The organism is Stagnihabitans tardus (assembly GCF_009925085.1).
GTDB classification, from domain to species: Bacteria; Pseudomonadota; Alphaproteobacteria; order Rhodobacterales; family Rhodobacteraceae; genus Stagnihabitans; species Stagnihabitans tardus.
In genome coordinates this window covers 165,300-179,984 of the sequence record NZ_JAABNR010000007.1, presented here as the reverse complement: position 1 = coordinate 179,984, position 14,685 = coordinate 165,300, and the positions used below count along the sequence as shown (strand labels likewise).

Genomic DNA, 14,685 nt, shown 5'->3' with positions numbered 1-14,685 from the left:
GAATTCCTTTTCTTCGGCGAATTCCTGCTATAGGAAGACCCAATAGCCCCCGGGCCTTGTTTCCGGGGCGAAAGGCCTGTGCTAGACGCGTCCCATGAAACCTACCTTCGCCCTCGACTTCCGTGACGGCCAGGTCACACTCCTGCACCGCACCTCCCGCGGCTGGAGCCTTGTGGGCTCCGCCGCCTTTGGCGCCCCCGATTTTGACGAGACGCTGGCCTATCTGCGCTCGACCGCCATGGGGCTCTCGCCCCGGGGCATCACGACCAAGCTGATCCTGCCCAACGAGCAGATCCTTTACACGGATGTCGATGTCGGCGCCTCGGATGGCTCGCGCCGCCGCAGGCTGATCCGGTTGGCACTCGAGGGTCGCACCCCCTATGCGGTCGATGACCTGGCCTGGGACTGGTCGGGCGAGGGTCCGACGGTCAAGGTCGCGGTCATCGCCAAGGAGACCCTGGCCGAGGCCGAGGGCTTCGCCGCCCAGCACCGCTTCAACCCGGTCTCCTTCGTCTCGGTGCCCGAGGCGGGGACCTTCGACGGCGAGCCCTTCTTCGGGCCGACGGCGCTGGCGCCGCAGGTCCTGGGCGAGGCCGACAAGGTCGAGCGCGACAGCGAGCCGGTGCAGGTGATCCTGCGCGAGGCGCCGAAGCCCGAGCCGGGGCCCGCGATCACCGAGGCGGACCTTGCACCCCCGGTGGTCGATGCCCGCGACCTGGAAGCCGAGGCCGAGGCCGTTGAATCCCCGGTGACAGAGCCCGAGGCCGCGGGGGAGGTTCCGGCAACCGGCGACCTCTTCGGCCAGGCGGCTGAACCGGCTGCGGCCGCTCCTGTTGCGGAGCCCGCTCCAGTTGCAGCGCCTGACCTGATTGCGGCAATGTCCAAGGTTGCGGCCGAGGCGCCTGCCCGCTCTGCCGATCCCAAGCCCTCTGCTTCCCAACCCTCCGCTTCCCACCCCCCCGCTTCCCAGCCTGCCGAGCCCAAGCCACGGGACGAATCGCCCCAGGCCCTGGCCGACGAGGCGCCGATGGCGCTGGATGTCATGGCGGATCCTGCGGTCGAAGACGACCTGCCCCCGCCCGTGGCTCCGGCCATCGCAGCGGCCCTGGCCGGGCGCAAGGCGGGGTCCGAGCCGGTCGAGCCTCCCAAGACCGAGGCCGAGCCGCGCAACATCGGTGGCGTCAGCCGTCCGGGCGTCGCGCGGCCCGCCATGGCCAAACCCCCGGCCAAGGCCGAGACCCTGGCCTTCCCGTCCAAGGGCGGCAAGCCGGTCAAGGGCAAGTCCGCCGGCGTGACAGCCACGACGATCCCGGGCATCCCGCGCCGCGAAAAGAACGTCGTCACCCTGCCCACCCCTGCCACGGCCGAAGGCGCCGAGGCCGCGCCCAAGCCCGCGCGGCCACAGACCGTCATCAAGGGCCGCACGCCGATCGGCGGCAAGCCGCGTTACCTGGGCGTGATCCTGACCGTGGCGCTCTTGCTCTTGCTGGCCGGGGTCGCGGTCTGGTCCTCGTTCTTCATGGGAACGGGCGAAGTGACCGAGCCCTCTTCGGGCACGCCGCTCGACAGCAATGCCGCAAGCCTGAGCGCCCCGGCAGAGACCCAAGGCGCGACCGAGACGGCTGCGGCTCCGGCTGCAACGGAGACGGCTGCGGCTCCCGCGCAGGAAACGGCGGTCGAATCCGCCCCGGCCGCCGCGCCTGCGACCGAGACGGCGGCGGCTTCGCCCGAGGCGCCAGCCGCTGCCCCCGCGACCGAGGTTGCGGCAGCGGCGCCCGATACCACGCTTTCGACCCTGAGCGCGCCGCGCGCCGGGGCCGCGCCGCAGGGCGACGCAATCCGGCTCTCGGCCGCCGACACGCCCCCCGGCGTCAGCGCGCCGCAAGCGCTTGGCCCCCTTGCGGCGGGGGTGGACAGTCAGCCCGCCGCGCCGCCTGCGCCGCCGCCCTTCGGGACGGTCTACAAATTCGACGCAAACGGCCTGATCATACCAACGCCCGAGGGAATCATGTCTCCCGAGGGCGTTCTGCTTGTTGCGGGCAAACCGGCGCGGGTTCCGCCGCAGAGACCGGCCGAGTTGACTGCCGACTTGCCCGTGGTCGCTGCTCCCGACCCCGTCGCCCCGCCGACTGAAACCGCGACGCCGGGGGCCGGGGCCTCCACCCTGACCACCGCCGCAGCGGTGGAACCCCAGGACCCCGCCCCGATTGCCGACCCCGCACTGGCGGGCAAGCGCCCCGCGGCCCGGCCCGCTGGCCTTGTTGCCCCCGAGACGACCCCCAAGATCTCCCCCGAGGCGGCACCTGCCGTGGATGACCAGCAGGGCGCCCTTGCCCCCGCGCCCACGGCCGAAGAGCTGCGCCTTGCCGCCCTGCGCCCTGCCGCGCGGCCCGATGGCCTGACACTGCCCGAGGCGCCTGCCGTCGAAGAGCCCGCGCCTGCCGCCAACAATGCCTCGCTCGTGGCCTCTGGCGCGCCGCTTCTGACCGCGCCCGTCACCCGCGCCCCGCGCCCGCCGGTCCGGCCGACCGACCTGAACCGCGCGGTGGACGAGGCCGTCACGGCCGCGCTGGACCAGCCCGAGGCCCCGGCGCAAGAGGTGGTCCAGGACGAGCCCGAGCCTGACAACCGCGCGCCCGACCTGCCCACCAATGCCTCGGTGGCCAAGCAGGCCACGACGAAAGACGCCTTGAACACCAACAAGCTGGCGCTTTTGGCGGTTTTCGGCACGCCCTCGAACCGCTTTGCCATGGTGCGCCAGCCCAATGGCGCGGTGAAGAAGGTGCGTGTGGGCGACCGGCTCGACGGTGGCTCGATCGCTGCCATCACGGCCAATTCGGTGCAGTATCAAAAGGGCGGCCGGATGGTGACCCTCGCCCTGCCCACGGGCTGACTTTTTCGGACCTTTCCAGTGTTTTTGCCGCCTCGGGTCTTTTCACAGGGCTGGAGGGATGGAATACCTGTCGAAACCCCGGACCTCTCCGGGGCTTCCCCAATCTATTGAAAGGACGGCATGGAGAGTTTCCTGCTGCAAGCTTCGATCTATCTGGCCGCCGCCGTTCTGGTGGTGCCGCTGTCCATTCGCCTGGGGCTGGGTTCGGTCCTGGGCTATCTGACGGCGGGGATCCTGATGGGACCGGTCATGGGGCTTGCCGGGGCGGGGACGGCCGATTTGCAGCATTTCGCGGAATTCGGCGTCGTGCTGATGCTGTTCCTCATCGGGCTGGAGCTGGAACCTGCCCAGCTTTGGGACATGAGAAAGCGGCTTTTCGGCATGGGGGGGCTGCAGATCAGCCTGACCATCGCGGCCATCGCCGGAGCTTTGTGGTTTGCCGGAGAGCAATGGCAGGTGGCCCTGGTCCTGGGGATGATCGCCGCCATGTCCTCGACCGCCATCGTCTTGCAGACCCTGGCCGAGAAGAACCTGATGGGAACCGGCGGCGGGCGGGCGGTGTTCTCCGTGCTTCTGGCCCAGGACCTGGCCGTGGTGCCGATCCTCTCGGTCATGCCGCTCCTGGTCCTGCCCGAAGTGTCGGGCCTCACGGCCGAGACCTTTGGCGTGACCAATCCCGAGACCGTGGTGGCGCATGATGCGGGCATGGCCGAGCCGCTCGTGCATTTCGTCCAGACCCTGCCCGCCTGGGCCATGACGACGCTGACCCTGTCGGTCGTGGTGGCCATCGTGCTGGTCGGCCATTACGTCAGCCGCCCGATCTTCCGCTTCGTCCATGCCGCCCGCCTGCCCGAGATGTCGACCTTCGTCTCGCTTCTGTTGGTGCTGGGCATCGCCTTCCTGATGATGCTGGTGGGCCTCTCGCCCGCCCTGGGGACCTTCGTGGCCGGGGTGGTCCTGGCCAACTCGGAGTTCCGCCACCAGCTCGAGGCCGATCTGCAGCCCTTCAAGGGGCTCTTGATGGGGCTGTTCTTCATGACCGTGGGGATGGGGGTCAACTTCGCCCTGATGCTGCGCGAGCCCTTGACCATCGCGGCCTGGACCTTTGGCCTGATCGCGATCAAGGCAGCGATCCTTTTTGTCATCGCCCTGGTCTTCCGGCTGCGACCAAGGGGGAGGATGCTGTTTACCCTGGGCCTGGCGCAGGGCGGCGAGTTCGGCTTCCTCGTCGTCTCGGTGGCGCGGACCGAGGGGGCGCTGCCCATCGTCGCGGGGCAGATGGCGCAATTGGTGATCTCGCTGTCCATGCTGCTGACGCCCTTGCTGTTCCTGATCTTCGACCGGGTGGCCCTGCGGCTGGCGGCGCGGACGACCGAGCGTCCGGCCGACGAGATCGACGAGAAGGGCACGGTGATCATCGCGGGGATCGGGCGCTTTGGCCAGGTGGTGAACCGGATGGTGCGGCATTCGGGCGTGCCCACGGTGGTTCTGGACGCCGATCCGGGCATGATCGAGACCATGCGGCGCTTTGGCGTGAAGGGCTATTACGGCGACCCCTCGCGGCCGGAACTCCTGGAGGCGGCGGGCCTCGGTGCGGCCCAGGTCCTGGTCGTGGCGGTGGACGACCCCGCAAAGGCGGTGCAGATCGTGCGCTTTGCGCGGTCCAAGCGTCATGACCTGCATATCGTGGCCCGGGCGCGGGATCGGGTCCATGTCTATGAGCTCTACCAGGCCGGCGCCAATGACATCGTGCGCGAGACCTTCGACTCGAGTCTCAGGGCCGGGCGCTATGTGCTTGAGAATATGGGCTATTCCGATTACGAGGCGGCGGCCCTGTCCAAGGCCTATTTCCGCACCGACCGGGCCGCGATGCGCGACCTGGCCGAGCTTTGGGTGCCGGGCCAGCCGGTCGATCAGAACGCGGCCTATGTCGAGCGCGCCAAGCAGCTGGACCGCGACCTGGAGACCGCGCTGATCGAGGAGATCTATGACCTGCGGCCGATGGAGCCGGAGAAGGAGGCGTGAGGGGCCTGTGAGAAGCCCGGGATCGGGTCACGGCCTTTCCCGTTTCTTGGTGGATAGCTCGGGAGGGTTTCACAGCCTCGCCGGTCTCTTGCGGAACCCCCGGGAGGGTTTCACACCCTCCCGGACCCTCCCGTGGGATATTTGTGCCAAGGTGAAAGGGAAAGGGGCGCTTGTGGTTCGGGCGCGCTGGGAGGCCGAAGGCCGGGGGGTTGCGCCTTCGGGAGCTTTGGCAGTTCGGGGCTCTCGCTCCGCCGCGTAGCCCGGGGTATACCCCGGGTCAGCCGCCAGCCACGCCGGCTTCGGCAAAGGTCGCCATGCCGGAGTGACACTCCGCCGCCGCGCGGACGATGTTGATGGCCAGCGCCGCGCCGGAGCCTTCGCCGAGGCGCAGGCCGAGGTTCAACAGCGGCTCCTTGCGCAGCGCGGTCAGAAGGCGGCCATGGGCGGCCTCGGCGCTGACATGGGCGGCCATGCAATGGTCGAGCGCCTGGGGATTGGCGGCTTGCAGCACGGCGGCGGCCGAGCAGGCGATGAAGCCGTCCAAGAGAACCGGGATGCGCAGGTGGCGGGCGCGCAGGATGGCACCGGCCATGGCGGCGATCTCGCGGCCTCCGACACCGGCCAGGACACCCAGCGGGTCGCGGGTGCCGAGGCGGCCCACGCCGCGGGCCACGGCGCTGGCCTTGCGGGCGAGGCCCTGATCATCGACGCCGGTGCCCCGGCCCACCCAATCCTCGGGCGTGCCGCCGTAGAGCGCATGGGCAATGGCCGCGGCCGAGGTCGTGTTGCCGATCCCCATCTCGCCCGGGACGAGGAGGTCGGCGCTGTCCAGGACCGCGTCCCAGCCCGCTTGCAGCGCGGCGGCGGTTTCATCAGCGGTCATGGCATCGCCAGCCGTGAAATCGGCGGTCGGACGGTCCAGCTCCAGCGCGGTTACGGTCATCGCGGCGCCCGCCACCCGGGCGAGCTGGTTCACCGCCGCTCCGCCGTGCTGGAAATTGGCCACCATCTGCACGGTCACCTCGGCCGGGAAGGCGCTGACCCCCTGGGCCACGACCCCATGATTGCCCGCGAAGATCGCGACCTGGGGGGCGAGGACCCGGGGCTTCTCGGAGCCCTGCCAGCCCGCCAGCCAGATCGCCACGCCCTCGAGCCGCCCAAGCGAGCCCGGGGGCTTGGTCAGTTGCCCATTGCGGGACAGGGCCCCGGCCATGGCGGCCCCATCGGCGGAGGGCAGGTCGGCGATCAGGGCGCGGAAGTCATCAAGCGTCATGGCGGGCATCCTTGTGCTGTCCCCCTGCCCTACAAAATCGGGCGGCCGGATGCCAGAGCCGGATGGACGCTTCGGGCGGCAATCCCGACATCGAGGCCTGCGCGCAGGCTGCGCGTAGGGTGCGCTTCAGCGCACCGCCCCACCCAAAGCAAAAGGCGGCCCCGAAGGACCGCCTTTGTCGATGTCGTAGGGTGGGTGAAACCCACCGCTCTCAGGCCGCGCGGCCCAGGAGGACCTCGTCGACCTTCTTCTGCGCGCCCGCCTCGTCGACGCCGGCCACGGCGGCGACTTCACGGGTCAGACGCTCCAGCGCCGCCTCGTAGAGCTGGCGTTCGGAATAGGACTGCTCGCGCTGGTCGTCCGAGCGGTGCAGGTCGCGCACCACCTCGGCAATCGCCATCAGGTCGCCCGAGTTGATCTTCTGTTCATATTCCTGCGCCCGGCGCGACCACATGGCGCGCTTGGTCTTGGCCTTGCCCTTCAGCGTGTCGAGCGCCCGCGTCACCACATCGGGAGAGGAGAGCTGGCGCATGCCGATCTCGGTCGCCTTGTGGGTCGGAACCCGCAGCGTCATCTTGTCCTTCTCGAAAGAGATCACGAACAGTTCCAGGCGGATGCCCGCGATCTCCTGCTCTTCGATGGACATGATCTTGCCCACGCCATGGGCGGGGTAGACCACGAAATCATCGGGGCGGAAGTCGGGCTTCTTCGATTTGGTCATTGAGGGTCTTGTCCTTCAGACGTCCAGATACACGAGACGAAAATTCATCGAACGCAGCCAAAAGCCACGCCGACAGGGCCTTCCATTCTTCAGCAGGTCTCGTTCCGGGCGAGCAGGGCCGCAAACGATCACAAGCATCCGTCTTGGATTGTGACTATCGTATAACACAAAATTTGCGTTTTTCCAAGCCTGCCCTGCGGCAAGAGGCCCGCCATGAACCAAGAATCAGGGGCAAAGCCCCTGCATTCCCCGCATTCCCGTCATGCATCGGCCCCAATCGGGAGCGAATCGTTCCGCGATCTCAGCCGCCGGGGCCTGCGACTTCGGAAAAATACTTCTTGAGCTTGTCGGTTTCGCCATCGCGTTCGGCCGCTTCGGGAAGCTGATCCTTCTTGGTCACGATGACCGGCCACAGCTCGGCATATTTGCGGTTGAAGGTGACCCAATGGTCCAGGTCCGGCTCGGTATCGGGCCGGATCGCATCGGCGGGGCATTCCGGCTCGCAGACGCCGCAGTCGATGCATTCATCGGGATGGATGACCAGCATGTTCTCGCCCTCGTAGAAGCAATCCACGGGGCAAACCTCGACGCAATCGGTGTATTTGCAGGCGATGCAATTGTCGGTCACGACATAGGTCATATCAGGTCATCCTTCTTGCGCGGCGTCTTGCTACCCAATGCGGACGGATCATTCAAGATGCGAAGCGGCGTCAGGGGGCGGATCGAGGTCAAGATAGAGCCCCTGTGCCTCGGAAGCAGGCCCGCGACGGGCGCCGAGGGCCTGAACGCGGATCACACGGATGCGGGCGCCCTGCGCAAAGGTCAGGACATCGCCGGGGCCGACACCATGGCCGGGCTTCAGACAGTGCTGGCCGTTCAGCCGCAGGTGACCCTCGCAGACCACTTCGGCCGCGAGGTCGCGCGTCTTGAAGAAGCGCGCCTGCCAGAGCCATTTGTCCAGCCGCAGGCGCGCTTGAAGGGGTCCGGATTTTCCACCCGGACCCGCCACTTATTTCAGTTTCAGGCTGGCGAGGACGGCGAAGGGATTGTCGGGGTCCACCGGCTTTTCGGCGCGCGGCGGACGGGCCTCGAACTTGGGCTTCTCGCCGCCCCCCTTGCGATCGTTGCTGCGATCCCCACGGTCGCCCTTGAAGTCCTTGCGGTCGGGACGCTTGTCGCCACGCGGCGGGCGCGGAGCCTCGGCGCCTTCGGCGGCGACCGGAGCGGCCTCACCCTCGGGCTTGGGCCCACGGTTCTGGTCGCGGGGCGGACGGCCACCCTGCGGGCGGTCGCCCTTGGGACGATCGCCTTCGCGGCGGGGACGATCACCCTGGGGCCGATCGCCTTGCGGACGTTCGCCTTGCGGACGGGGCGCTCGTTCGGGACGGGGCCGGGGCTTGGGCGCCCAGGTGAAGGTGAAATAGGTCTCCATCTCGACCGCAGGGGCCTCGGGCGCGGCCTCGGCGGGTTCGGCCGCCACGGGTTCGGGCTCCGGCGCGGGGGCGAGGAGCGAGACCTCTTCCGGGATCGGGTTCACCGGCGCATCCGAGGCCTCGGCCAGAGGCTCCGGCACGGGGGCCGGAGCAGCCTTGGTCTTGGGACGCTCGGCCTTCTCGCCCTTGTAGCCCAGGCCCTCCATCAGGCCCGAGAACTGCTCCAGCGTCATGCCGGTGATCGAGAGCATGTCCGGGGTGGCCTCGAAGCCCAGGCGCGAGTCCTTGGTGCGCAGGATATCGGCCAGGCGCTCCAGCATGTCGATGCGGATCGCGCGGGCGCCGGCGGGGTGATAGCCCGAGAGCGTGTAATGGCTGCGGGGAAGCTCGGCGATATTGGGGATGGTCACCAGGCCCGGAGGCGGCGCCTCGGGGAATTCCGACAGACCGGCCCAGAGCGAATGCAGCACCAGGCGCAGACGGGTCGGAGCGGGCTTCAAGAGAACCGGCAGGAAGATCGTGAACTGGCCGAAGCGGACGCCATGCTTGCGCAAGACGCCGCGCTGTTCCTGGTCCAGCGACTTGATGTCATTGGCGATATCCTCGCGCTGGATGACACCCATCTGCTCGACCAGGCGGAAGGCCACGCCCTTGGCGAGGCCCGTCAGGGTCTCGTCCTTGGCGATGGTCGTCAGCGGCTCGAACAGCGCCGCCACCTTGCGGTCGATGAAATGCTGAGCCCTGCGGCGGACCTTGTCGGCCACATCGGGACCGGCCTCTTCATCGACAAAGACCTCGACCGAGGGACGCATCGGATCGGCGCCCTTCACGAGCTTGCCAATCGCGGTCGAGCCCCACATGAGCCCGCCCTGCGTCGTGTAATCCATCTCGGGATCGGGCGCGTTGTAGAACCGGTCCGCCCGCAGGTGGAACTCGGGACGCAGCGCCGCAAGGGCCGCCGTCCGCAAAGTTGCCGCTGCCTCCGGCGAGGCGCTGGCATCCTGCTGGAAGCGGAAGCCTTCCAGACGGCCGACGAACTCGCCTTCGACCGTCACTTCACCCTTGTCATTCACCTCGGCCACGAGGGTCTCCTTTTGCTTCAACCGCCGCAGCAGAACGCTGGTGCGCCGGTCGACAAATCGTTGTGTCAAAGCCAGATGCAACGCATCCGACAATCGGTCTTCTACTGCACGCGTCTCTTGCCGCCAATGGGTTTCGTCTTCGACCCAGTTGCGACGCTGAGCCACATAGGTCCAGGTGCGGATATAGGCCAGCCTTTTGCTGATCGTGTCAATGTCACCCCCCGGCTTGTCGATGCGTTCGACCGCCTTGGCCAGCCAATCCTGGGGGATGCGGGTCTGGGCCAGGCCCTTGCCGGTCAGAAACTCGAAAAGCCGGGTCAAGAGCGCGTAGTGTTCGCTTTCCGAGGTGCCGCGGAAGTCGGGCACGCGGCAGACATCCCAGAGGAGCTTGACGCGCTGCGGCCCGGTCAGCTTCTCCTTGACATCGGGGTCATTGGACAGGGCCTTGAGCGCCAGGACGTCGTCGGCATCCCGCGCACGCGAGAGCCAGGGGTCATGGGTGGGTGCTTCCAAGGACCGGATCAGGCGGTCGGCGCTGCCGAAATCGAGGTCGGAGTTCCGCCACATCAGCTTCTTGACCGGGGCGAAGCGGTGGTTCTCGATGGCGTCGATCTCGTCCTCGTCGAAGGGGCGGGCCTCGCCCGTGATGCCAAAGGTCCCGTTTTCGGTATGCCGCCCTGCCCGGCCTGCGATCTGGCCGATCTCTTGCGTGTTCAGCGCCCGCATCCGCCGCCCGTCGAACTTGGCGGTGGAGGAGAAGGCGACGTGCTTGATGTCCAGGTTCAACCCCATGCCTATCGCATCGGTGGCCACCAGGTAATCCACATCGCCGTTCTGATACATCGCCACCTGGGCGTTCCGCGTCCGGGGGCTGAGCGCGCCCATGACGACCGCAGCACCCCCCTTGGTGCGGCGCAGAAGCTCGGCCATGGCATAGACGTTTTCGACCGAAAAGCCCACGATGGCCGACCGCTCCGGCATCCGCCCGATCTTCTTGGACCCGGCAAAGGTCAGGGTCGACATCCGGTCCTTCTTGAAGAACTGCACGCCGGGCACCAGCCCCGCAATCGCGCCCCGCATCGTGTCAGAGCCCAGGAAGACCGTCTCCAGGAGCCCCCGCGCGTGCAAGAGCCGCTCGGTGAAGATATGCCCGCGCTCGGGGTCGGCGCAGAGCTGGATCTCGTCCACCGCCACGAAATCGGCGCCGATCTCCAAGGGCATGGCCTCGGTCGTGGCGACCCAATATTGCGGGCGGTCGGGGATGATGCGTTCCTCCCCGGTGACCAGGGCCACGCAGGAGGGCCCCCGCGCCTTGACGATGCGGTCATAGACCTCGCGCGCCAAGAGCCGCAAAGGCAGGCCGAAGACGCCGGTCCGATGGGCCAGCATCCTTTCGATGGCGTAATGCGTCTTGCCGGTGTTGGTCGGCCCAAGCACCGCCATCACCGTGGGTTTTTCCGCCATCCTACAGTTCCTGACCGCCGATCTGCGTGTCGATCCGGGCGATGGCGTCTTTCACATCCTGCATATGCGGATTGATCTTCAGCGCTTCCTGGTAGACCTCCAGCGCCTTGGCAGGCTCGTTCAGCTCTTCGAAGATCGCGCCAAGCCCGGCCATGGCGCCGAAATGCCGGGGGTTCAAGGCAAGCACCCTGCCGATATCGCCCAGGGAGAGGCCAAGCTCTCCCATCTGGAAATAGGCCGTGGCGCGCAGGTTATAGGCTTCGGCAAAATCGGGCGCATGGTCGATCAGCGCCGAGGCATGATCGACCGCCGTCATCGGGTCACCCATGGCCATGGCCTCTTCGCCGCGCCGCAAAAGCAGGTCCATGGCGGCAGAGCCCGATTTCGACCATTCGAGCCAGATGCTTTCGGTGATCCCCTCGGCCTCCTGGTCGGTGGCGGTCTGCAATTGCTGGAAGAGATCGTCCAGCCTTGGCGAATCGCCCGGCGCATCGGCAAGGACGCCGCACGCCCAAAGGGCGAAAAGCGACGCAACGAAACCATTGGCAAGGGCGGCTCGGGCTTTCATAAGGTCAAGGTAACGCATGGGGCCGAAAACGCCAGAGGGGCTGGGCTCACAAAGGAGACATGATGAGCAAGGTGATCGACGCGGCGGTGACGGCGCTGGCAGGCAAGAGTTTCGACGCGGTGGCGAAGTTCGTCTTCATCGGCGAGGGCGCCTTGATGCTGGACGAAAACGGCCCGCGCGCAGGCGATGAGCCGGCCGATGTGACGCTGACCGCCAGCACGGAGGTCTTCGAGGGGCTTCTCTCGGGCAATACCTCGGCGACGGTGGCCTTCATGACGGGCAAGCTGAAGGTCGATGGCTCGATGGGGCTGGCGATGAAGCTTGGAGCGGCGCTGAGTTGAGCGCGCCTTACGACCAGGCCCTGGCGGGCGGGCCCCCGGCTTCGGGCCACTGGCTGCGGACGCGCGACGGGGTGCGGATCCGCGCGGCTTTGTGGCGCGGGGGCGCGCGGGGGCTGGTCGTGGTCCTGCCGGGCTGGACGGAATATGTCGAGAAATACGGGGTCCTGGCCGGCGACCTTGTCGCGGCGGGGTTTTCGGTGGTCTCGGTGGATTGGCGCGGTCAGGGCCTGTCAGACCGGGCGCTCTCCGATCCGATGCGGTCGCATGTGGGGGATTTCGACGAGTATCAGCGCGATCTCGATGCGGTGATGGAGCTGGCCTCGGATATCCCGGGGCCGAGATATCTCCTCGCCCATTCCATGGGCGGCTGCATCGGGCTCAGGGCGCTGGTGCGGGGTCTGCCCTTTGCGCGGGTGGCCTTTTCCTCGCCGATGTGGGGCGTGCCGGTGGCGGCCTGGCAAAGGCCGCTGGCCATGGTCCTGCCCAAGGTCGCGGGGCGGCTTGGGATCGCGGACTGGCTGGCGCCGGGAACGGCGCGGCAGAATGTCGTGGCCCAGGGGGTGTTCAAAGCCAACCGCCTGACCAGTGACCCATCGGAGTGGGCGCGGATGGTGGGTCAGGCCCGCTCGCGCCCCGAGTTCGCCCTGGGCGGGCCATCGATCGCCTTTGCGGGCGCGGCCTTGCGGGAGTGCGCGGCGCTGGAGACCCTGCCCTCTCCCCCGGTGCCCTGCCTGACCGGGATGGGAACGGATGAGCGCGTGGTCGATCCCCGCCCGATCCCCGCGCGGATGGCACGCTGGCCGGGCGGGGTCTTGCATGTGGCCGAGGGCGGGCGGCACGAGATCTTGATGGAGCGCCCCGAGCTGCGGGCGGCCTTCCTCGCCCGGGTCCTGGGGCATTTCGGCGGCTAGGGGGCTCCGCCGACTGACGCCGGGTCCTGCAACGGGGACACTGGCCCTGCCGACTGTGGGGACGGGGCGGGTGGCCACGGACACTGAAGGCCCAGTCGGCGGGACTTGGGGAGAAGGTGCAGGGCAAGGGTCCAGTCGGCAGAGCCCCGCCCGCAGTCGGCAGAGCCCCAGGCCAAAGCCAAAGACCGCCCTTCCAGTCGGTCGAGCCCCAGGCCAACGACTGCCCTACCACTCCGCCGGCTGCCTGCCCCGAAAGAAGCCGCCCGTCGGCCCATCCTCGGGCAGAAGCGCCAGCCATACCGGGGTATCTGCCCCTTCTTCGGCCGAGAGAGGAGCCCCATCTCCCCCCATCCGGGTGCGCAACCACCCCGGGTCACAGGCATTGACCTTGACGCCATCCGGAAGATCGCGCGGCAGGACGCGGGTCAGGGCGTTCAGGCTGGCCTTGGCGATGGAATAGGCGCCGGGTCCGCCCAATCCCCGCGCAAAGGACCCCAGGCCCGAGGAGACATTGACGATCCGCCCCCAGCCCCTCTGCCGCCAATGGCCCATGTTCATTCGGATCAGGTCGAGGGGCGCTGCCACCATGACCTCCATGGCCTCGGTGAAATCCGATCCCGGCTCCAGAAGCGAGCCCTGGCGGTAAAGCCCCGCGTTGTTCACCAGGATGTCCCAGCCGCCCTTCCGGGCAAAGGCCTCGAACCAGGTATCGGCCTCGGTGAGATCGAGATGGACATGGTCGCAGCCAAGCGCCCGGGCGGCCTCGGCGCCAAGGGCTGCCTCCCGCGCGCCGATGGTCACGCGCACGCCCCGCTCGATCAGGCCCTTGGCGATGGCGCGTCCCAGGCCCCGATTGCCGCCGGTCACCAGGGCCGTCGGATGCAGCGGCCTCATGTCAGATGCGCCGCGATGATCTGGTCGAAGGAGGTCTCTGCCACGAAACCCGCCGCCCTTGCCCGTGTCGCGGTGAAGTCGCAGGGCCAGCCCGCGACGATGGCGGCGATGGTTTCGTCGCGCTTGACCTCGATCAGGTCGACGGCCTTTTGGCCCGCCACCCGGCGCAAAGCCTCGATCTCTTCGGCCACCGTGGCCGAGAGCCCGGGCATGTTCAGCGCCCTGGCCGCGCCGAACTGGCCCAGGTCCAGCCCCAGAGCATGGGTGAAGAAGCCCACCGCCGAGGCGGGGGAGGCGAACCAGTGGCGCGTGCTGTCCTCCACCGGCAGGACGGCGGGCAGGCCCACCAAGGGCTCGCGCAGGATGTTGGAGAAGAAGCCCGAAGCGGCCTTGTTGGGCGCTCCGGGTCTTATGCAGATCGTGGGCAGCCGCAGCGACAGCCCGTCGATGAAGCCGCGCCTGGTGTAGTCGCTGATCAAAAGCTCGGTCATGGCCTTTTGCGTGCCATAGGAGGTGCGGGGCGTCAGGTGGAAATCGTCGGGGATCTGGTCGGGGAAAGGCGTGCCGAAGACCGCGATGGAGGAGGCGAAGAGGAGCTTCGGCCTGTATCCCGGGATCGCCCGGATCGCCTCCAGGAGCGCGCGGGAGGCGTCGAGGTTGATCGCATAGCCCTTGGCGAAATCGGCCTCGGCCTCGCCCGAGACCACGGCGGCCAGGTGGATGATCGCCTCGGGGCGGCCCGCCAGCAGAGGCGCGGGATCGGCGGTCAGGTCGCGGGCCATGCAGATGGCGCCGGGCTGGTCGGGCTGGATCATGTCGACCAGCGTCAGGTCATGGGCCGAGAGGGCCTGGGCCAAGCGGCGGCCGATCATGCCCGCCGCGCCAAGGATGAGGATTTTCATATGGGTCTCCCTTTGGGGGGAGAATGGCAGAGCCGATCGGGGGAGGAAAGGGGCCCATGGTGGCGCAGGCGGCAAGCGCGGCTGACGCGCAGCCCCCGGTCCTGCCCCGTCACGGGGAGGTCCGGAGGGGCCCGAGGGCCCCTCCGGGCTGGGGGGGCACGGGGGGACGGCAGTCCCC

General features: G+C 68.2%; 12 protein-coding genes. 4 read left to right on the top strand and 8 right to left on the bottom strand.

What is annotated here, in order from left to right:
* Positions 1-94 precede the first annotated feature (94 nt).
* Together GV832_RS09450 and GV832_RS09445 are read left to right on the top strand one after the other, a co-directional pair.
* Positions 95-2,893, top strand: a complete 2,799-nt coding sequence (locus GV832_RS09450; protein WP_168774603.1) for a hypothetical protein — start codon at positions 95-97, stop codon at positions 2,891-2,893.
* A 120-nt stretch (positions 2,894-3,013) separates the two neighbouring features.
* Complete coding sequence (locus tag GV832_RS09445) at positions 3,014-4,918, top strand: cation:proton antiporter domain-containing protein (protein WP_168774602.1); 1,905 nt, start codon at positions 3,014-3,016, stop codon at positions 4,916-4,918.
* A gap of 277 nt (positions 4,919-5,195) precedes the next feature.
* On the opposite strand, the gene cobT is transcribed toward GV832_RS09445, so the two are convergent.
* The 6 genes from cobT to GV832_RS09415 form a co-directional block, all read right to left on the bottom strand.
* On the bottom strand, positions 5,196-6,200 hold the full coding sequence (gene cobT, locus GV832_RS09440; RefSeq protein ID WP_168774601.1) for a nicotinate-nucleotide--dimethylbenzimidazole phosphoribosyltransferase: 1,005 nt from the start codon (positions 6,198-6,200) through the stop codon (positions 5,196-5,198).
* A 202-nt stretch (positions 6,201-6,402) separates the two neighbouring features.
* Entirely contained in the window at positions 6,403-6,912 is a 510-nt protein-coding gene (locus GV832_RS09435; RefSeq protein ID WP_168774600.1) for a CarD family transcriptional regulator, read from the bottom strand.
* A 301-nt stretch (positions 6,913-7,213) separates the two neighbouring features.
* On the bottom strand, positions 7,214-7,552 hold the full coding sequence (gene fdxA, locus GV832_RS09430) for a ferredoxin FdxA (protein ID WP_168774599.1): 339 nt from the start codon (positions 7,550-7,552) through the stop codon (positions 7,214-7,216).
* A 48-nt stretch (positions 7,553-7,600) separates the two neighbouring features.
* On the bottom strand, positions 7,601-7,921 hold the full coding sequence (locus GV832_RS09425) for an RNA-binding S4 domain-containing protein (protein WP_168774598.1): 321 nt from the start codon (positions 7,919-7,921) through the stop codon (positions 7,601-7,603).
* Entirely contained in the window at positions 7,922-10,891 is a 2,970-nt protein-coding gene (locus GV832_RS09420; protein ID WP_168774597.1) for a helicase-related protein, read from the bottom strand. It lies immediately after the preceding gene.
* A 1-nt stretch (position 10,892) separates the two neighbouring features.
* Entirely contained in the window at positions 10,893-11,477 is a 585-nt protein-coding gene (locus GV832_RS09415; protein ID WP_227754329.1) for a tetratricopeptide repeat protein, read from the bottom strand.
* Positions 11,478-11,521: 44 nt separating this feature from the next.
* Here GV832_RS09415 and GV832_RS09410 point away from each other — a divergent pair, with 44 nt between their 5' ends.
* On the top strand, positions 11,522-11,800 hold the full coding sequence (locus GV832_RS09410) for an SCP2 sterol-binding domain-containing protein (RefSeq protein ID WP_168774625.1): 279 nt from the start codon (positions 11,522-11,524) through the stop codon (positions 11,798-11,800).
* A complete protein-coding gene (locus GV832_RS09405; protein WP_168774596.1) occupies positions 11,797-12,711 on the top strand; it encodes an alpha/beta fold hydrolase in 915 nt (304 codons plus the stop codon). The genes GV832_RS09410 and GV832_RS09405 overlap by 4 nt, the downstream gene beginning before the upstream one ends.
* Before the next feature lie 225 nt (positions 12,712-12,936).
* On the opposite strand, the gene GV832_RS09400 is transcribed toward GV832_RS09405, so the two are convergent.
* Together GV832_RS09400 and denD are read right to left on the bottom strand one after the other, a co-directional pair.
* Positions 12,937-13,605, bottom strand: a complete 669-nt coding sequence (locus GV832_RS09400; protein WP_168774595.1) for an SDR family NAD(P)-dependent oxidoreductase — start codon at positions 13,603-13,605, stop codon at positions 12,937-12,939.
* On the bottom strand, positions 13,602-14,507 hold the full coding sequence (denD, locus tag GV832_RS09395; protein ID WP_168774594.1) for a D-erythronate dehydrogenase: 906 nt from the start codon (positions 14,505-14,507) through the stop codon (positions 13,602-13,604). Before denD ends, GV832_RS09400 begins: the two co-directional genes overlap by 4 nt.
* Between the last annotated feature and the right edge of the window lie 178 nt (positions 14,508-14,685).

Bases quoted from the DNA above. Each gene is read 5' to 3' on its own strand.
- GV832_RS09450 (WP_168774603.1), top strand. From the start codon at position 95: ATGAAACCTACCTTCGCCCTCGACTTCCGTGACGGCCAGGTCACACTC.
- GV832_RS09445 (WP_168774602.1), top strand. From the start codon at position 3,014: ATGGAGAGTTTCCTGCTGCAAGCTTCGATCTATCTGGCCGCCGCCGTT.
- cobT (WP_168774601.1), bottom strand. From the start codon at position 6,200: ATGCCCGCCATGACGCTTGATGACTTCCGCGCCCTGATCGCCGACCTG.
- GV832_RS09435 (WP_168774600.1), bottom strand. From the start codon at position 6,912: ATGACCAAATCGAAGAAGCCCGACTTCCGCCCCGATGATTTCGTGGTC.
- fdxA (WP_168774599.1), bottom strand. From the start codon at position 7,552: ATGACCTATGTCGTGACCGACAATTGCATCGCCTGCAAATACACCGAT.
- GV832_RS09420 (WP_168774597.1), bottom strand. From the start codon at position 10,891: ATGGCGGAAAAACCCACGGTGATGGCGGTGCTTGGGCCGACCAACACC.
- GV832_RS09415 (WP_227754329.1), bottom strand. From the start codon at position 11,477: ATGCGTTACCTTGACCTTATGAAAGCCCGAGCCGCCCTTGCCAATGGT.
- GV832_RS09410 (WP_168774625.1), top strand. From the start codon at position 11,522: ATGAGCAAGGTGATCGACGCGGCGGTGACGGCGCTGGCAGGCAAGAGT.
- GV832_RS09400 (WP_168774595.1), bottom strand. From the start codon at position 13,605: ATGAGGCCGCTGCATCCGACGGCCCTGGTGACCGGCGGCAATCGGGGC.
- denD (WP_168774594.1), bottom strand. From the start codon at position 14,507: ATGAAAATCCTCATCCTTGGCGCGGCGGGCATGATCGGCCGCCGCTTG.